The sequence below is a fragment of the Georgenia yuyongxinii genome, from assembly GCF_006352065.1.
In the GTDB taxonomy this organism is placed as follows: domain Bacteria; phylum Actinomycetota; class Actinomycetes; order Actinomycetales; family Actinomycetaceae; genus Georgenia; species Georgenia yuyongxinii.
Window position 1 is genome coordinate 990636 of the sequence record NZ_CP040915.1, and the last position, 16703, is coordinate 1007338.

18 protein-coding genes and 1 pseudogene are annotated in these 16703 nt (G+C 66.4%); 11 read left to right on the forward strand and 8 right to left on the reverse strand.

The window, feature by feature from the left end; translation table 11 throughout:
• Window positions 1-255 precede the first annotated feature (255 nt).
• Together FE374_RS04445 and FE374_RS04450 are read left to right on the forward strand one after the other, a co-directional pair.
• Window positions 256-810: a dihydrofolate reductase family protein gene (locus tag FE374_RS04445; protein ID WP_139927424.1), complete on the forward strand. Its 555-nt coding sequence runs from the start codon at window positions 256-258 to the stop codon at window positions 808-810.
• A 269-nt stretch (window positions 811-1079) separates the two neighbouring features.
• Window positions 1080-1493 (forward strand): VOC family protein, encoded by a 414-nt coding sequence (locus FE374_RS04450; RefSeq protein WP_139927425.1) that lies wholly within the window; start codon window positions 1080-1082, stop codon window positions 1491-1493.
• Between the two features lie 271 nt (window positions 1494-1764).
• Here the strand turns inward: FE374_RS04450 and FE374_RS19475 are convergent, their stop codons facing one another.
• The 3 genes from FE374_RS19475 to FE374_RS04465 all read right to left on the reverse strand — a co-directional run bounded on the left by FE374_RS19475 (window position 1765) and on the right by FE374_RS04465 (window position 3716).
• Entirely contained in the window at window positions 1765-1989 is a 225-nt protein-coding gene (locus FE374_RS19475; protein ID WP_223173643.1) for a hypothetical protein, read from the reverse strand.
• A gap of 299 nt (window positions 1990-2288) precedes the next feature.
• Window positions 2289-2888 (reverse strand): dihydrofolate reductase family protein, encoded by a 600-nt coding sequence (locus tag FE374_RS04460; protein WP_139927426.1) that lies wholly within the window; start codon window positions 2886-2888, stop codon window positions 2289-2291.
• Between the two features lie 447 nt (window positions 2889-3335).
• Complete coding sequence (locus FE374_RS04465) at window positions 3336-3716, reverse strand: RidA family protein (RefSeq protein WP_139927427.1); 381 nt, start codon at window positions 3714-3716, stop codon at window positions 3336-3338.
• A 390-nt stretch (window positions 3717-4106) separates the two neighbouring features.
• Here FE374_RS04465 and FE374_RS04470 point away from each other — a divergent pair, with 390 nt between their 5' ends.
• Window positions 4107-4580, forward strand: coding sequence for a GNAT family N-acetyltransferase (locus FE374_RS04470; protein WP_139927428.1), 474 nt, complete (start codon window positions 4107-4109; stop codon window positions 4578-4580).
• Between the two features lie 87 nt (window positions 4581-4667).
• Here the strand turns inward: FE374_RS04470 and FE374_RS20370 are convergent.
• A pseudogene (locus FE374_RS20370) lies at window positions 4668-4890 on the reverse strand (toxin); the annotation flags it as partial.
• Between the two features lie 12 nt (window positions 4891-4902).
• Complete coding sequence (locus FE374_RS04480) at window positions 4903-5136, reverse strand: ribbon-helix-helix domain-containing protein (protein ID WP_139927429.1); 234 nt, start codon at window positions 5134-5136, stop codon at window positions 4903-4905.
• Window positions 5137-5354: 218 nt separating this feature from the next.
• Here FE374_RS04480 and FE374_RS04485 point away from each other — a divergent pair, with 218 nt between their 5' ends.
• From FE374_RS04485 to FE374_RS04500, 4 genes are all read left to right on the forward strand, one after another.
• Complete coding sequence (locus FE374_RS04485; protein WP_139927430.1) at window positions 5355-5648, forward strand: addiction module antidote protein; 294 nt, start codon at window positions 5355-5357, stop codon at window positions 5646-5648.
• Between the two features lie 284 nt (window positions 5649-5932).
• Window positions 5933-6523 (forward strand): TetR/AcrR family transcriptional regulator, encoded by a 591-nt coding sequence (locus tag FE374_RS04490; protein ID WP_139927431.1) that lies wholly within the window; start codon window positions 5933-5935, stop codon window positions 6521-6523.
• A 104-nt stretch (window positions 6524-6627) separates the two neighbouring features.
• On the forward strand, window positions 6628-7470 hold the full coding sequence (locus FE374_RS04495; protein ID WP_139927432.1) for an alpha/beta fold hydrolase: 843 nt from the start codon (window positions 6628-6630) through the stop codon (window positions 7468-7470).
• A 27-nt stretch (window positions 7471-7497) separates the two neighbouring features.
• On the forward strand, window positions 7498-8529 hold the full coding sequence (locus FE374_RS04500; protein ID WP_139927433.1) for an NADP-dependent oxidoreductase: 1032 nt from the start codon (window positions 7498-7500) through the stop codon (window positions 8527-8529).
• Between the two features lie 356 nt (window positions 8530-8885).
• Here FE374_RS04500 and FE374_RS04505 read toward each other — a convergent pair whose 3' ends face one another.
• Window positions 8886-9302 carry a hypothetical protein gene (locus FE374_RS04505; protein ID WP_139927434.1) on the reverse strand — a complete coding sequence of 139 codons (417 nt, stop codon included), beginning with the start codon at window positions 9300-9302 and terminating at the stop codon, window positions 8886-8888.
• Between the two features lie 383 nt (window positions 9303-9685).
• On the opposite strand from FE374_RS04505, the gene FE374_RS04510 reads away from it, so the two are divergent.
• The 4 genes from FE374_RS04510 to FE374_RS19720 all read left to right on the forward strand — a co-directional run bounded on the left by FE374_RS04510 (window position 9686) and on the right by FE374_RS19720 (window position 13196).
• Complete coding sequence (locus tag FE374_RS04510) at window positions 9686-10546, forward strand: hypothetical protein (RefSeq protein ID WP_223173644.1); 861 nt, start codon at window positions 9686-9688, stop codon at window positions 10544-10546.
• Window positions 10543-12099 (forward strand): HD domain-containing phosphohydrolase, encoded by a 1557-nt coding sequence (locus FE374_RS04515; protein ID WP_139927435.1) that lies wholly within the window; start codon window positions 10543-10545, stop codon window positions 12097-12099. Before FE374_RS04510 ends, FE374_RS04515 begins: the two co-directional genes overlap by 4 nt.
• Entirely contained in the window at window positions 12096-12695 is a 600-nt protein-coding gene (locus FE374_RS04520) for a carboxymuconolactone decarboxylase family protein (RefSeq protein WP_230978451.1), read from the forward strand. The genes FE374_RS04515 and FE374_RS04520 overlap by 4 nt, the downstream gene beginning before the upstream one ends.
• A gap of 381 nt (window positions 12696-13076) precedes the next feature.
• Complete coding sequence (locus FE374_RS19720) at window positions 13077-13196, forward strand: winged helix-turn-helix domain-containing protein (protein WP_168205594.1); 120 nt, start codon at window positions 13077-13079, stop codon at window positions 13194-13196.
• A 716-nt stretch (window positions 13197-13912) separates the two neighbouring features.
• Here the strand turns inward: FE374_RS19720 and FE374_RS04530 are convergent.
• Both FE374_RS04530 and FE374_RS19725 read right to left on the reverse strand, forming a co-directional pair.
• Window positions 13913-15349: a DUF2252 domain-containing protein gene (locus FE374_RS04530; RefSeq protein WP_139927436.1), complete on the reverse strand. Its 1437-nt coding sequence runs from the start codon at window positions 15347-15349 to the stop codon at window positions 13913-13915.
• Window positions 15350-16107: 758 nt separating this feature from the next.
• Window positions 16108-16284 carry a hypothetical protein gene (locus tag FE374_RS19725; RefSeq protein WP_230978452.1) on the reverse strand — a complete coding sequence of 59 codons (177 nt, stop codon included), beginning with the start codon at window positions 16282-16284 and terminating at the stop codon, window positions 16108-16110.
• Window positions 16285-16703 lie beyond the last annotated feature (419 nt).

A 16703-nucleotide genomic window follows, 5' to 3' on the forward strand; every position in this document is an offset into this window, starting at 1 on the left:
GTCATCATCCGACTTGCGAAGGTCGGGCGTGAGCGCACCATGGAGGCTTGCGTGCCGGCCAGCAAGAACCCGGACCGACCACGAGGTCGGGCTGAGTCAAGGGGTCGCTCCGATGAGTTCTGTCCAGGGCATGGGTATGCACCCGCGTTGGTCGAGAGTGAGCGATTCGAGCCGCGGGCGATCCGAGCGGAGGCGGTCCCACGGGAGCTGCTGACCGCACGGTGACGGGCGCAATATCCAACATGAGAGGAAGTCATGCGAGACGTTATTCTGTACATGTCGATGTCCCTGGACGGGTTCGTCGACAGCGACCGTGAGCACCCGGGGACGGCGATCCCCGAGGGCGCGGAGTTGAAGCGGTGGAAGCTGGACCAGATCAGCGATGCCGGAGCGCATCTGATGGGCCGAGTCACCTACGAGCAAATGTCGTCCTACTGGCCGGAGTCGGAGGACCCGTACGCCGCGTCGATGAACGACATCCCGAAGGTGGTCTTCTCCACCACGCTCGGCGACGCCGAGGCGACCTGGCCGGTCACCCGGGTCGCGCGGGGTGACCTCGCGGACGAGATTGCCGCCATCAAGGCGGAACCCGGCCCGGACGTGATTGTGTGGGGTGGCGGCCGGCTGGCCGGCGCGCTCGCTGCCGCGGACCTGATCGACGAGTATCGGCTCTTCGTCCAGCCGCTGGTGCTGGGCCAAGGGCAGGCCCTGTTCGACCGGCTCCCGAACTCCCGGCACCTCGCGCTGGTCGGCGCCACGCCGTTTACTTGCGGTGTCGTCGTTCAGGTCTACCGACCGCAGCGCGGCTAAAGGGGGCAGGACCGTGGGCACGGTGCAGGCACAGGCGATCATGTCTTTGGATGGCGTGTTCCTTCCTCCGGCGCGCGGAACCGCCCACAGATGGGTCAGGAGAGCCGAAAATTCTCGAGGGGGAGGGCGGGAACAAGCTTGCTACCGCCTCGCCGGCTGAGCGCGCAATCGCAATGTCCCGATGGTAGGCCCGGAACCGAATAGGCCCGGCGGATTTTGAACTGGGCGGCACCGTTCTCGCGGTCCGCGACATGACGTGAGGAAGAACTTTGCACCTTGGCGTTCACGTCGAGGACCTGGACAGGTCGAGAGCCTTCTACGCGGCTCTGGGATACGAGGTGGTCGGCGAGGTGCCCGCCGCGCCGCTCGGGAGCCTGACGATGCTAAAGCTGCCCGGCGATGAGTTCGTGCGTATCGAGCTAGTTCAGAATCCCACCCTCGGCAGTATAGGTCCCCGTGGGCTCAGCCATCTCGTGATTCAGGTCGATGATCTGCACGCCAAGGTCGCTGACCTCGGTGCCAAGGGGGTGCAGGTAGAGGAGCCGACCTCGCCGGACGGCTCTGATGACTTCTGGACCGCCTGGCTTGACGACCCGGACGGACACCGCATCGAACTGGTGCAGTGGCCCGCCCACCATCCGGTGGGCATGACCGAGGCCGATCTGACGAGTCCGACCTCATGAATGCGCGCAGCGCCAGAGGCGTGGTCGAAGAGCTGTTGCGGCGCCGGCAGGACCGCGGCCACCCGGTCTTGGACGACCTCGTCGCCGCGGACCTGGTCAACCACGCCGCCGCGGATTTGCTCAGGGCACGGTCCAATGTCCGGTCCTCGTCACCTACCCGGCCCTGCGAGGGCGTCGCCGTCTGACCGGAGTGGCGTGCTCATCACGCACTACCCGCTGGAGCGTCCCCAGACCTTGTCGTTGGAAGCCAGTCAGATGAGCTGGAACGAGTTCACTCGGGTGGTGAGACCGCCCCGCCGACGCCGATCTCGTTCCCGTTGGCGTCACGGGAGACGTACTTCCAGACTTGACCATGCTTCTCGACATCGACCGGTTCCACACCCCGACCCGCGATCCTCGCGACTTCGGACACGGGGTCATCGACCCAGATCATGCTGACGGCGCCACCAGCGCGCTCGGCGTCTTCGATGACGTACACGTAGCGGTCCTCAGCCAACTGCCACACGGCCTCGACGTCGTTCGGGTCGAACGTCGCTTCCGCTCCGAGCAGTCGCTGGTATCACTCGACCGCGGCCCCATAGTTCGTGACTGGGAAGCCGGCGAAGATGCCCACCGCCATGACCCGCTCCTTTCGTCCATGAGACCTCGGACACACGTTGTCACATCGGCCCTCGTGGCGAGCAGGTAAACCATCGGAGAATCAAAAGCTCATCGAACGCCGACTTCTGCCACCAGGTGTGGGCCACCAACTTGTTCTCGACGTCCTCTTAGCCGCAGACAGCGGACGCCGAGCGGTCAGCGTGCGCGACGTGCTCCGCTGACGGCGTACCGCAGGGTGACCAGCTGTGATTCCTCCATCCGGTGCGCGTCGAGCAGCGTGAGTACCTGCTCCACCGGCTCGCTGAACGTCGGAACGCCCGAGCCGATGACGCCCGGCCCGATCAAGATGTGCAACTCGTCGACCAAGCCCTGCGCGAGGAGGTCGTTCCAAGTGCTCAAGCTGCCGAAGCAGACGATGTCGCGGCCGTTGCCGGCCTTCAGTTCGACGACTCGGGCGTGCGCCTCACCGCGGCGAACGACCTCGGTGGTCGAGGTCCAAGGGGCGGTGTCCGTAGCTGCGGTGCTATCGGAGACGACCACCTTGGCCAATGTGTTGTGGAGTCGCGCGATCTCGCGCTCGACATCCGGGGCGGAGGCGTCGTCGGCGAGCGGTGGCCAGTAGTTTCGTGCTTCGTGGAAGGTGGTGGCACCGAACAGCATGGTGTCGGCGGCGCGCATCCGCACCAGGTTGTAGCGGTCGAATCCCAGGTCGATGGGCATCACGAAGACGTTGCCGCCCTTGCCGGCCGCATACCCGTCGAGCGTCGAGATCACGGTAATGATCAGCTTCCTCATGGTGTGCTCCTCGGTCGGGCCGGTTGGCGGCGGACCACCGCTCGGTCAGGCGCTGTACGTGAGGATCATGCCGAGCGGCGTCTAGGTAGGCCACGTGGCGCGCGCAGATGGCGGCGATGCACGCGGATCTGCCGACGAGCCGATGGCCATGCGGCCAACGGCACGCTCCGCGTGGCCATCCCTCTGTGCGCGTCCCGCGTGACGATCCTTAGCGGGACAGCGGCTAACGGGTCACCATGCAGTCCTTCGGTGCGCCGGGAGCCGTTCGCCTTGCGGGACGGTTCTACGCGGACGACAGGGGGACCTGCGTTATTCCGCCTAGAAAGGACTACTTGCGGTTCTATCTGCGAGCCTCGCGCAGGCCCTCCGATCTCCGAACCGGTCCCGCAACTCAGTAGCCGCGAAGTGGCAGGGTCCGCAATCGCCGGTGGGTGGTCCGCTCACGGGTCAGGACAGGATGGCTGTCATGCGGATCGAGACGAGCAGTCCTGGCAGGTCGACGCCGAGCTTCGCCACATAGCGGGTCGGTGGCTCGGACGGGAAGCAACGCGCGTACTCATCGTTGAGACCGTCGAAGTCACCGGGATTGGTGAGCAGGATCCCGACCTCGACGACGTCGCGCAGGTCGGCGCCGCCGGCTCGGAGGATGGCTTGGCAGTTCGTGAGCGCCTGTCGTGTCTGATCCTGGATCGTGTCTCCGGCCAACTTGCCCGTGCTCGGATCGATTCCGACCGTGCCCGAGACGAAGATGTTTGGCCCGACCTTCACCCCTTGGCTGTACCAGGGCGAGCTTGGCGCGTTCGAGGTCGTGATGATCTGACGCGGCATGAATATGTCACCCCTTTGTCTCAGGAACAGTGCCAACCAGCAGCATCGCAGACGTCCCTACCCGCTGGACCGTGGTGACCCGTCGAACAAGACGTCAATGCGTCACCTTCGACACGGCCGCCTCATCACTACAGCGACGTTGCAAAGCGTCGCACCCATAGTCACCGACCACAGCCCATCACGATCAGGCTGCGAAGGCGATCTCCACGGTCTTTCCGCCGCGAGTGACTGTCAAAGGTAAGCACCCAGCCCGACGCCGTGTTCCATCGCGCCGCCCCACGCACCGTTGCCGATGGGGGATCGGCCTGCAGTGAGCAGGCAGGCGACGAGGTGGCTCATCGTAGAGTTTGGGGAATGTCCGAGGTCCGTGACTCCGGCACTCTGCGAGCGATGACAACTGCCGACATCGGAGACGTGCTCGACGTCCAGGAGGCGGGCGCCGTCCACGGTCTCTCAGACGTATTTCCGCAGGACGCCTACCCGTTTCCTCGCGACGACGTCGCACATCGTTGGCAACAGGAGATGGCGACGCCAGGCATCGACTGCTACGTGGTGCTGCTCGACAGCACGGTCGTGGGGTTTGCTGCGATCCGGGGCGACGAGTTCTTGCACTTCGGGATCGCCATCGAGCATTGGGGCACCGGAATCGCCCGGACCGCACACGACGCGGTGCTCAACCGAATGCGGAGCCGTGGCATTCAGCGTGCATGGCTGACTGTCTTCACCGGGAACGGGCGAGGTCGACGGTTCTACGAGAAACTCGGTTGGAGTCCCACCGGTGACCGCACCCACAGTTCATTCCCGCCTTATCCAGAGCTCCTGCGCTACGAACGTTTGGTTGAGCAGGATCGCAGCCCTCTCTAAGAGTCGAACGTCCCATGCAGCCAGCACGTCCCGGTCAGGGATCCCATGCGGGACGTCCGCCTGGCGTTACAGGCAGCGTGACTGTGGTCAGGGCAGCAGGTCCAAGTATTTTCTTCTCGCAGGCATGGCGTGGATAACCATCTCCTCGCTCACAGACCAGCACAACGGTCTCAAGCAAGCGGGCATGGGAATCGAAGCCAAACCGCAACTCGCGGTGCGGCCAGTCGTCCTCTTCGAGGGGTTCACTCCACTGGGACCAGTCGGCTGCGTTGACCGCGTCCTCGGGCGATACGCCGTGTTTGAGTGCGCTGGCACATGGACCTCACGCCGCGAAGGCAGCCAGAGCGCGGCGGACCGCCTCCGAGCGTGACACGTGCTCTCTCTGCGCCAGCCTGTCCACTGCCGCGATCTCTTCGGCAGTGAGGCGCACAGCAACGACCTGCATCGGCTCAGCACCTCGGCCGGGGCGACCGCGGCCGCGACGCTTCAATCCCTCGACGTCATAGCCGGCTTCGGCCTCGTCCGCCCACTTCTCGATCTGCTCGTCAGCGACCATGAACAAATCGTATAACGAAAATAGCCTGTCAGGTAAAGGGAACGTCGGATCACTGGCGTAAGCGTGGGGGGATTGCTGCACGGACAGGTGACATCTGAGCGGTGGTGCCGAGCAGTTGCTCCTGTCAGGCGGGGACAAGTCGACGCAGCGGAAGGACATCGACGAGGCGCATCGAGTCGCCGCAGACTGGTACGCGGGCCAACGGAAGGAGCACGGCCATGGCTGAGAAGTTCACGACGTGGGACGCCGCCAATCATCTGGAGAACCTCGGCGAGGTCGCCGAGTTCCTCGAGGCTGTGTTCGAGGAAGCCGGCGACGACCCGGCCTTCGTCGCACAGGCTCTCGCCACCATCGCCCGCTCCGGCAACGTCAGCGAGCTCGCTCGCCGCATAGGGATGAGCCGCGAGGGCCTCTACAAAGCCCTGTCGGCCGACAGCAGCCCGAGCTTCGCGACGATCATGAAGGTCGCCAAGGCGTTGGGCCTGAAACTCCACTTCGAGTCGGTCGCCTGAGTCTCATCGCCCCGTCCGGTCCGCAAACAGTCCGCAAGAAGTCCGGCGGAGGCCGATGACCGCCAATGAGACCCAACGGTCCGATAGCCAAGTTCTTGCAAATCAGACCATGTTTTCGGCGTCTACCGACGATGACCGCGACCAGCCAAAAACGGGCGGAACCGTTCCGCTTCAATGTGCGAGTCGGGAGTCACTTGTCTGTCAGCCATAATATTACGCTCGTCAGACCAAAGGGTATGGTGACTCGAAGGGCGAGTGAGCCAGTCCAGGAGGTGGAGGAACGCATGGCGCGCTACGGCAGCGAGCACAAGGAAGCCACTCGTCGGCGCATCGTCGAGACGGCCGGTCGCCGACTCAAGCGAGACGGCATCGACGGATCCGGCATCGCCACCCTGATGGCCGACGCCGGGCTCACCAACGGCGCCTTCTACGCGCACTTCGAATCCAAGGACGACCTCGTCGCGACGGTCGTCGGGGACCAGCTTGGTCGACAGGCGTCGGAGTTCAGTGAGCTGCCGGGTGGCCGCGCCGGACTCGAGATCCTCGTCGGCGAGTACTTGTCGCCTGCGCACCGGGACCACCCCGACGTCGGCTGCCCGTCGGCAGCACTGCTCGACGAGGTCGGCCGGTGCACGGAAGCGACCAAGAAGGCGTACACGGCCGGCACCAAGGCGATCCTGGATGAGATCTGCACGCGCCTGGCGCCCGAAGATCCCGAGTCGGCCAGGGGAGCGGCGCTCGCACTGTTCACGATGCTCGTGGGATCGATGCAACTCGCCCGGGCGGTGAGTGACAAGGAGCTGTCCGACGCCGTCCTCGAGGAGGGCATTCGAAGTGCCGAAGCCCTGATCCGCGCCCGGACGAAGCAGAAGTAGGCGAAGCGGTCTCCCTGCGAGACGAGCCATGCGCCCCAGGAGTTGCCATGTCGGTGTCCTGAGATGATCGTACGATCATACTTTAATCACCAAGGAGCGCACCAATGCCCGTCACCACCTCGCACCAGGACGCCGCGACCAAGACCGTGGATGTCGGCGGCAAGAGCTTCGCCTACCGGGACCTGGGGCCCCGGACCGGTACGCCGGTCATCTTCCTCAACCACCTCGCGGCGGTGCTGGACAACTGGGATCCCCGGGTCGTCGACGGCATCGCGTCGCAGCGTCGGGTGATCACCTTCGACAACCGCGGCGTCGGCGCGTCGGAGGGAAGGACGCCGAGCTCGATCGCCGAGATGGCGAAGGACGCCGTCGCCTTCATCAGGGCTCTCTGCTTCGACCGGGTCGATCTGCTCGGCTTCTCGATGGGCGGCTTCGTGGCTCAGGTCATCGCCGAAGAGCAGCCTGATCTCGTCCGCAAGATCATCCTCGCCGGCACCGGTCCCGCCGGAGGCGAAGGCATCGACAAGGTCACGTTGCTCACTTACCTGGACGTGGCCAGGGGCGCCTTGACCTGCCGCGACGCGAAGTACTACCTGTTCTTCACCGAGACGGCGAACGGCCGGTCAGCGGCCCGAGCGTTTTTGGAGCGGCTGAAGGAGCGCACGGAGAACCGCGACAAGGCGATCTCCGTCCCCTCGTTGCGGGCCCACCTCAAGGCCATTAACGGCTGGGGCGTGCAGTTGCCGAGGGATCTTTCACGCATCCAGCAGGCGGTGTTCGTCGCGAACGGCGACCACGACCGCATGGTGCCCACCCAGAACTCGGCCGACCTCGCCCGTCGACTGCCGGACGCCCGGCTCAAGATCTACCCCGACGCCGGCCACGGGGGCATCTTCCAGCACCACGCAGAGTTCGTCCCGGAAGCGCTGGACTTCCTTGCTGCCTGACACTCACCGACCCCAGGGACAGCGACCATGAAGGCATTCGTCGTCGAGAAGTACGGCAAGGACGGTCTGCGCGCCGCCAACACATCACAGCCGACCGTCGGAAGAGGCGACGTGCTGGTCCGGGTCAGCGCCGCGAGCATCAACCCGCTGGACAAGATGACCCGCAACGGCGAGTTCAAGCACCTCATCAAGCGCAAGCTGCCCTTCGTGCTCGGCCATGACCTGGCCGGCGTGGTCACCGAGGTCGGCGCCGACGTACGCGACTTCAAGGTCGGTGACGAGGTCTACGCCCGTCCTCGTGACCTCCGGATCGGCACGTTCGCCGAATTCATCGCAATCGACCAGGACGACGTCGCGCCCAAGCCGAACTCCCTCACCCTCGATGAAGCCGCCGCCGTACCGCTGGTCGCCCTGGCCGCCTGGCAGATCCTGGTCGACCGCGCAAACCTGCAGCCGGGTCAGAAGGTGCTCGTCCACGCCGGAGCAGGCGGCCTCGGCTCTACGGTCATCCAGCTCGCCAAGCACCTCGGCGCCGTCGTCGCGACCACCAGCAACACCGCCACCGCAGACCTGGTCAGGAACCTCGGGGCCGACGTCGTCGTCGACTACACCAAGCAGGACTTCACCCAGGTGCTGTCCGGCTACGACCTCGTTCTCGACTCCCTCGGGGGCCAGAACTTGGAGAAGTCCCTCACCGTGCTGAAGCCCCATGGCCTCGCCATCGGCGTAGCCGGCCCTCCAGACGCCGGGTTCGCGAAGCAACTCGGCGCGCCCGCGATTCTGGGCGTCCTCATGACCCTGCTCAGCCGCAAGATCCGCAAGCAGGCGAAGGCACTCGACGTGCGCTACGAGTTCTTGTTCATGCAGGCCAGCGGCTCACAACTGCGTGAGCTGGGTGCCCTGTACGACGCCGGCGTGCTGCGCCCGGTCATCGACAGGACATTCCCGTTCGAGCAGACAACCGAAGCCATGGCTTACGTCGAGCAGGGCCGCACCCAGGCCGGCAAGGTCGTCGTCACGATGAAATCCCTTCCTGACGTCACGCCGTCCGCGGACTGACAAATCGACAAGCCGCCCGCAGAACGGGCGGCGCGAGAGTTCGACCGCCTGCGGCGCGCTCGCAATCAGGACCGCTACGAGGCGAAGCCGGTGGGCGCCGCGGCGACCGAGAAGGCCGAGCAGGTCGCCCGGACCTCTTCGAAGCCGCCGTCGCTCGGATGGCGCCGTGAGCGCTGCGGTCCGCAAACAGTCCGCAAGAAGTCCGGCGGAGGCCGATGACGGCCAACGAGACCCAACGGTCCGATAGTCACGTTCTTGCAGGTCAGAGCACGTTTTCGTCGTCTACCGACGACGACCGCGACCAGCCAAAAACGGGCGGAATCGTTCCGCTTCAACGTTTAGTCGCGGATGACGGGTCAGGCGGACGAATGCGGCGGTCGCGCGAAGCCCGCAAAGCGTTCAATCACCCGGAGGCTTCCACCCAGCATCTCCGTCTTCTCTACGAGCATCGCGTGCGCTCTCGCGTTAATAGATCCGTAGACCTGGATCTCCCTCAGCGTGATCATGTCGCCAAGCTTGCGGAATTCCTCCCGCCCGACCTCCATGTGAAACTCCAGCGACGCGCTGTCCGGATGCACCGCGGTGACTGTCATGTGCCCTGCTTCCTCGTCGAGATGGAAGCCGTACGCGATGAGTTGAGGCTCGAGCCCTTCGATAGCGTCGACGAGGCGACGGATCCCGTCCTTAAGTTCCGCCGATCGGCCCTGATGTATGTCGGAGTGATCGACATAGACGATCAACTGCGACGAGTCCGGGCGGCGATCAGAACCCATGCCTTCACGATATGACCATAGGGCCTGCGTGTCACGGCGAGTTTCGCGGCCCGCTCACGTGAATCCGACCGCTGCGTCCGCGCGAGGGTCTTTCACAACGGAACTCGGTGGAGTTCCGCTTCACGTATAAGTCGGCGCATTTGCGCAGGTCAGAGGTGTGGCGGCTCCTAGTCCGCACAGAGTCCGCAAGAATTTCAGCCCCATGAGCTTTCGGGCTGTATCAGAGGGGCCAATCTGCTCTTAGGCGGCACGTTCCAGACTTAGACGTGGTCCTTCGGGGGGCAGTATGACGCGGCAAGCGAGTGGGTTGTGAGGGCGCCCCGCCGGTCCCCACCCGGTCCCGACGGGCATTGCAGCTCGCGCCGGGTGGAGACCCTGACTGAGTGAACGATGCTCAGTGTTTTGTCCGACGGCACCCGAATCCAGCAGAGCGCGTGGGCGCGTACTTGAGGCAGATGCCTCACGCGCGCCACCGGCTGGGGGCCGACGCTGGAGACATGACGACGACGACACCACGCCAGGCCGTGGAAGCGGTGCAAGCCCACCCGCTACTGCCCGAGGGCGACGACGAGAGATTCACCGGGTACGGCGTGATGGGGGTGCCCTTCGCCAGCGGGCACTACCTCGCGCTGCGCGACTTCGTCGCGACGTCGGTGGGGCCGGCGTACCGGGCGATCTGGCACCGCGACCCGCAGGGACGCTGGACGATCCACACGACAGGTGCGCCTGAGCTCACCTGCCCGAGATACTTCGGCTCCGTGACCGCGACCGCCCAGGTGCCCAGCATCTCGGTGTCCTGGCATGACGACCACACCCTCGACGTGACACTCGGCGACCAGCTGAGCTGGCGGATCGAGCTGCAGGCGACACCGGCGACCCGGATGATGACGACGATGGGCGGGATGCTGCCCGAAGCCGGGTGGAACAGCAGCAGCGTGCTCGCCGCGATGGGGCCGATGGCGCGCACGATGCTCGGGACCGGACGGATCCGCCTGCACGGCGCGACGCCGAACGGCCCCCTGTTCAAGGCGGCGCCGCTTCAGGTCTGGCGCCTCGCCGGCGCCGCCGCGACGTACCACGGCGAAAACCTTGGCGAACCGGGGCCGCTCGGGAGGCAGACACATCTCGGCGACTTCTGGCTTCCTCAGCGCGGAATCTTCTTCGTGGGCCGCGCACGCTTCACGCCCGCGGGTGAGCAGGTCGACCGCACGGTGGGGGCCGCAGGCACCACAATGGGGCGATGACCGCACCGGTGCTGTTGCCGCGTCGGGTCGAGGTCCTCGCAGGCCTGTCCGTGGCCATCGACCTCGGCCTGGGCCAGCCGGCCGAACACATGCTCCGGTCGGCGGTCATCGCGTGCGGGCTGGCTGACCGCCTCGCTCTCAGCCGGGAGCAGACGGCGACCGTCTACTACACGACGCTCCTCATGTGGATCGGCTGTCACGCGGACTCGCAGGAGTACGCCCGCTGGTTCGGCGACGACATCTCGGTCCGCCGCGACGCCTACCTCGTCGACTGGTCGGGACTGCCCTACGTGCGGTTCCTGCTCGGCAACGTCGCCCGGGGCGAACCGTTGGGGCAGCGGGCTCGGGTGATGGCCACGCTGATGCGCGACGCCCGCGGTCAGCTCGCGGAGCTGATGCACTCTCACTGCACCTCGGCGTCCGCGCTGGCGCGGCACATCGGCCTCGGGCCCGACGTCGAGCGGACGCTCGCCTTCACGTTCGAGCGCTACGACGGCGCGGGGCTCCCGCGCGGCGCCTCCGGTGACGACATCCCGATCGAGATGCGGGTGGCCCAGCTGGCCGACGTCGCCGAGGTGCACCACCGGATGTACGGCGTGCAGGGTGCGGTCGCGATGGCCAGGAGCCGTCGCGGCGGCCACCTCGACCCGACCGTCGTCGACGCCTTCACAGCCGATGCCGAGGCGCTCTTCCCGCCACCCCGCGAAGACCCGTGGAACCAAGCACTGTCCATCGCCCCCGACGCCGAGGCCCGGCTGGACCAGCCGTGCCTCGATGACCTGCTGACCGCCATCGGCGACTTCGTCGACCTCAAGTGCCCCTTCACTTTCGGGCACTCCCGGAATGTGGCGGCACTCGTGGAGGCGGCCGCCGTACAGCTGAGTCTGCCGAATGACGAGGTCGCCGCCGTGCGGCGCGCAGGACACCTTCACGACATCGGGCGGATCGGCGTGTCGAACCAGGTCTGGGCGAAGCCGGCCCCGCTGACCGGCGCCGAGTGGGAGCGGGTGCGGATGCACCCCTACCTCACCGACCGGGTGCTCACCGGCATCCCCGGCCTCGCGCACGTAGCCGCGATCGCCCGCGCACACCACGAGCACCTCGACGGGTCCGGATACCCGCTGGGTCTCGCCGCTGGGGCGCTCGGGCGGCCCGAGCGGCTGCTTGCGGCCGCGGTCGCCTACCAGTCAGCGCTGGAGCCACGGCCGTACCGCGACGCGCTGCCCCCTGACGCAGCCGCGCGACGGTTGAAGGACCGCGTCACCGGCGGTGCCATCGACGCGACGTGCGCTGACGCCGTCCTGGCGGTGGCAGGGCACACGCGGACGAAGGTACGCCGCGACGACACGCTCACCTCCCGCGAGACGGAGATCCTCGGCCTCGTGGCCCGCGGCCTCTCCAACCGCGACATCGCCACCCGCCTCGTCCTCAGCGAGAAGACAATCCGCAACCACGTCGAACACACCTACGCCAAGGTCGGCGCCACCAACCGGGTCGGCGCGAGCCTCTACGCGCTCCAGCACGGGCTGGTCGCGCCGAAAGAGACGGGATGAGAAGCATGTTCATCGAGACCGTGCCTGAAGAGCGCGCCGGGGGGCCCCTCGCCGCCTACTACGAGCAGCAGAGAGCTGCCTGGGGCTTCCTCCCCAACTACGCGGCGGCCTTCTCGACGCGCCCCGAGGTAGCGGTGGCCTGGAACGCGCTCAACAAGGCCGTGCGCGACGGAATGGATCGCCGCCGTTTCGAGATCGCCACGATCGGCGCGGCCCGGGCGCTGCGCTCGACGTACTGCATCGCCGCGCACTCCGCGTTCTTACGGGACGTCTGTGGCGACGAACCCACCATGGTGACGATCGCGGAGGACCCGAGCGGAGCCGCCCTGAGCGACCAGGACCGGGCGGTCTACGAGTTCGCGGCGCGGGTGGCGCAGGACGCTGCCGCCGTCGCGCAGAGCGACGTCGACCGACTGAAAGACCTCGGGCTCAGTGACGGCGATATCGCTGACGTGGTGTTCGCGGCGGCCGCCCGGTGCTTCTTCACACGCGTCCTCGACGGGCTCGGGGCGCAGCTCGACGCGGAGACGGCCTCAACCTTCGCGCCGGAGATCCTCGCCTCGATGGTGGTCGGACGGTCTCCGGCCGAGGACTAGGGGGCAGGTCCCGGGTAGTTGGTGTACCGCTGCCTCCCTCGTGCGGCGGTCAGGCGGTCCATTCTGGCGCAATGACGCGCCACCGACGGCATACGAGGACGACTACGTCGCCAAAGCCGTCGAACCACGCGTGCTGGACGCTCGGATCCGCTCGGTCCTGCGGCGCAGCACCGGCACCGGTACCGGCGCGGTCGAACGGCACGCGGACCTGGCCATCGACCGGGACTCCCTGATCGTGACCCTGTCCGGCCGCCGCCTGGACCTTTCCCCCATCGCGCTCGGGCTGCTCCTGAAGCTCTCCACCGTGCCTGGCCGGGTGTGGTCGCGGAACCAGCTGATGGAACAGGTCTGGGCTACCAGGACGCAGCCGACGCGCGGCTCGTGGACACCACGATCGGGCGGTTGCGGGCCAAACTGGGCGAGGATTCGGCCCTGCCGCGCTACATCCAGACGGTGCGCGGGTTCGGGTACCGCTTCGGGCCGGTCCATGCGATCGCGTAAGTCTGACCGCCGGGGGAGGAACCCGGGCCTGTTCCCGCGCCTGGTGGCCTCCTTCATCCTCGTGGGCTTCGGCTCGGTCGCCGCGGCCGGCGGGGCGGTGTTCCTCTCGGCACGGGACAGCGTCATGCGGATCGCGCAGGACCAGTTCCTGACGGACTTCGACGCGGCGTCCGGCCAGTTCGTTCACCGCACTACACCAGCGACCCGGCCTACCTGCACATCGGGCCCGACATCTTCCAGCAGCGGGCCCGGATCGAGCCGGTGGACGGGTCCGACAGCGGAGGGGACCTGCCGGCCGCCGAGATCCCCGAACGACTGCGAGAACGCGTGGCCGCCACGGTGGGCATTCACTACCAGCGGGCCCGGAAGGGAACACCGACCCCGCCACCGAAAGCGCCGGGCACGGCAGCCAAGCGGCCACACGTGGCGGCCACGGAACACCGCCACTTATCGCCGCGATTCACACTTTGAGAGTGTCTCGACAAAAGTGTCTCGCTACCCACCTGTTGCGAGACAACTCAAAGCCCGGTTGAACGACGCCAAGCTATCACAAAACGCCGCCACGAAGCGCTGAACTCCACGGCCGTTGGGAGCGATTTGCCCCGGGGCTTCTCGATTCGGCCCTTCTCGGGTCCTTCGTTTTGAGAACGCGCACCGCCGCCAGCGCAACCCTGCACATCTGTTCGGGGACAGACCCCGGCCCTGACGCTTTGGACCTAGACGCCGTCGGTTGCGTCCAGGCGGCCGGTCCGGACCGCGTCGGCAAAGGACTGGTAGTCCTTGTCGTTCTGGTCGGCGTAGCGCTCGGAGAAATCGGTGATGGAGCGGTCGAACTTATCGCTCTTGCCGAGATAGGCGGCGATCGCGATCGGGTCACCTGATCGGGCGTGCGCGCGTGCCAGTGTCCAGCCGCATGCGTTGGCATAGAACGTCATGCCGACCGGCTTCATCGCTTCCACGACGGCCGAGCCCTTCATGTCCCGCAGTTGGCGCCAATACAGGTACCGGTTGTCCTGCACGCCCTTGGTCCACCCCAGGAAGATGTCGCTCGCTGCCTGCATCATCCGTTGCCCCTGCACCACTCGCTCGCCCGGCTGCTTGAACCTGCTCCTCGGCAAGTGGTCCTCGAGCACCGATCGAGTGGCCTCCTTGACCTGGAGGAACAGCGGATCCTGTTGATCGCGCCCCTGGAGCAAGGCGATGAACGCCCGCGTACCGACACTGCCGACGCCCACGACCTTGCGGGCGACGTCGATGACTTCGAAGCGCTCGAGCAGGTGACGCCGGTCCTCTGGCAGCGTGGCCCGGTAGGACCGGAACTGCTCACGAATCGCGTGCTCAACCTCATCCCCAGACATCCCGTACGAATCTCCCAGGTCCCGGGCGGGAATGACGATCGGTGGCTGACTGACGATTCGGTACCTCCCGTCCGCGAGCTCGGCGAGCTTGGAGAGTGCCTGCAGGCTGTCCCGAGTGTGGGCCTTTGCGACGCTCTGTCGCGCCGTCTTTCCCATGCCGTGGGCTGCCTTCTTGAGGGCCTTGCCCTTTTGGGTTGCCACGGCCAGGTCGATGGCTTCCACCAGCTGCTGCTCGGACAGGCGGGCGTACCAGATGTCCAGGGTGCGCATTTGCGCGAACTGGGCCATCGCTTCGCGGTAGGCCCGAACCGCGGTGAGTGTTACGTCGCGTGTTTGGTCCTTGGTGAACGTGTTGCTCCGAGCTGCGATGGTGAAGCTGGCGGTCATGCGTTTGACGTCGTACTCGAAGGGCCCCGGAAGTGTCTCGTCGAAGTCGTTCAGGTCGAACAGCAGGTTTCGCTCCGGCGAGGCGAACACACCAAAGTTGGACAGGTGGGCGTCCCCGCACAGTTGGCAGTCCAGGCCGGCCCGCGGCGTGTCCTTCAGGTCGGCGGCCATGATCTTGGCCGCCCCCCGGTAGAACGTGAACGGCGAGACCAACATCCGGCCGTGACGCACCGGCACCAGGTCCTGTTCCCGGGTCTGGTTCTGTTCCTCGAGCAGTGCTACCGGATCGGACCGGTCGGAAGCGGGAACCCAGCCCGTGTGGCTGGAGATGGGCGTCTTCTCGCGGTATCCCTTGCCCTGGGATGCACGTTCCTCGACGCTCGGGTGCTTGACCTTCTTCTCCGCCATGCTCGGCGACCTCCCTTTGACGTCAGGAACCGCCACCGTCACACCGGCAGCAGTTGCCCGGGTCAGTCCCGGCTGAGCGCGCTGACCCGCCCTGGCTCCTGCTCCGTCAGCGTGGCTGCTTAGGTACATATCGAGCGAGCATCGAGGGTGCTGCGCCACTCACGGAAGCACCCATCGAGGCTCGCGCGTGGAACGTTCGGGAGTCGCCTGGCCAGGCTGTTGTCCCGTTCACCAAGCCCTGCAGCATCTCGTCCGCCTTGACTCTGCGATTGTGGCCCCGGCGCGACCAATCGTCAACGCGCTGGGTCTTCGCCGAACTCAGGGTGCTGTGCCTTCCGGATTTCGGGTCCTCCATCAGCCCGGAGGGCCCGCATGCCCGAGGGTCGGCAGCGGAAATTCTGCCCGGATCCTCCCCCTGTCCGAACGCTGATCCGCCGGCGGTTCAATGTCGCCGCTGCCTAGTCGTTGATGTTTTCCAGGAGCCGTTGGGTGGAGCGCGGGGTTCCGGCGCAGCGGGGAGGTCCGCAGTGCGGAGTCTGGGGATCCGAGGCGGACTATCCTCCCTCTGGAGCCGTTTTGACTGCTCATGTAATGGCTCCCTCCCCAGCTTTCCCCGACCGACCATGGCAACTCCCTCACCCGGGTGTTGCGACGATCCCTGGAATCCGCCCATCGGTTGGCAAGACACACTTCTGGCCGATGGTGAGGTCGCAGAAGCTTGTGAATCGCAGCGCTGTTTGGCGTGTCTTTCGCGGCGGTTAGTGGCCGATGAGCAGGGATTCCCTCGCGGCGTCGACGATCTCGGGAGTGAGGGTGTGGAGGTCGTTGACTGCCTGGACACGCTCGATCTGGGTCAGGAGGCGGTCGACGAGGCGGAAGTTGCCGGCGGTGATGCGGACGATGGTGGCTATGGCGGTCGCGTGGGCGATTCCCACGTCGTCCGTGTCGGGGTCGGCGGGGAGCCGGCGTGTGCGGACGGCGGTGAGCTCGTTGGGGGTTAATGGGTTGAATTCGTGGGCGAATCCGATGCGGCTGTAGAGCTGGGGTAGCGGGCGAGGCGCTCAGCACCCGCCGTCGGCAACCGGCCGGCGACGTCGAGCCCTCGATGGCGCGCCTACACGCGCGGCGAGGCGCACGACGACCAGATCCCGATAGGTCATTAGCCACCGAGGACGGAGCACCTAGTGCTGTTGGTGTCGGGACACTCCGGACGAAGCGTGGCGACGTGGCCGGCCGATGATCCGGTCGCGGGCGGCGGAGCTTCAGGAGGATCCGTCGATCGGGCTGACGTGGGACCAGTTGGACGCCCGGATGGGCTCTCGCTGGAAGTGACCCCGTCGTCGACTGACCTTCC

Excerpts from the sequence above, each read along its gene's own strand:
- FE374_RS04445 (WP_139927424.1), top strand. The coding sequence starts at position 256 with ATGCGAGACGTTATTCTGTACATGTCGATGTCCCTGGACGGGTTCGTC.
- FE374_RS04460 (WP_139927426.1), bottom strand. The coding sequence starts at position 2,888 with ATGAGGAAGCTGATCATTACCGTGATCTCGACGCTCGACGGGTATGCG.
- FE374_RS04465 (WP_139927427.1), bottom strand. The coding sequence starts at position 3,716 with ATGCCGCGTCAGATCATCACGACCTCGAACGCGCCAAGCTCGCCCTGG.
- FE374_RS04470 (WP_139927428.1), top strand. The coding sequence starts at position 4,107 with ATGACAACTGCCGACATCGGAGACGTGCTCGACGTCCAGGAGGCGGGC.
- FE374_RS04480 (WP_139927429.1), bottom strand. The coding sequence starts at position 5,136 with ATGGTCGCTGACGAGCAGATCGAGAAGTGGGCGGACGAGGCCGAAGCC.
- FE374_RS04485 (WP_139927430.1), top strand. The coding sequence starts at position 5,355 with ATGGCTGAGAAGTTCACGACGTGGGACGCCGCCAATCATCTGGAGAAC.
- FE374_RS04490 (WP_139927431.1), top strand. The coding sequence starts at position 5,933 with ATGGCGCGCTACGGCAGCGAGCACAAGGAAGCCACTCGTCGGCGCATC.
- FE374_RS04495 (WP_139927432.1), top strand. The coding sequence starts at position 6,628 with ATGCCCGTCACCACCTCGCACCAGGACGCCGCGACCAAGACCGTGGAT.
- FE374_RS04500 (WP_139927433.1), top strand. The coding sequence starts at position 7,498 with ATGAAGGCATTCGTCGTCGAGAAGTACGGCAAGGACGGTCTGCGCGCC.
- FE374_RS04505 (WP_139927434.1), bottom strand. The coding sequence starts at position 9,302 with ATGGGTTCTGATCGCCGCCCGGACTCGTCGCAGTTGATCGTCTATGTC.
- FE374_RS04515 (WP_139927435.1), top strand. The coding sequence starts at position 10,543 with ATGACCGCACCGGTGCTGTTGCCGCGTCGGGTCGAGGTCCTCGCAGGC.
- FE374_RS04520 (WP_230978451.1), top strand. The coding sequence starts at position 12,096 with ATGAGAAGCATGTTCATCGAGACCGTGCCTGAAGAGCGCGCCGGGGGG.
- FE374_RS04530 (WP_139927436.1), bottom strand. The coding sequence starts at position 15,349 with ATGGCGGAGAAGAAGGTCAAGCACCCGAGCGTCGAGGAACGTGCATCC.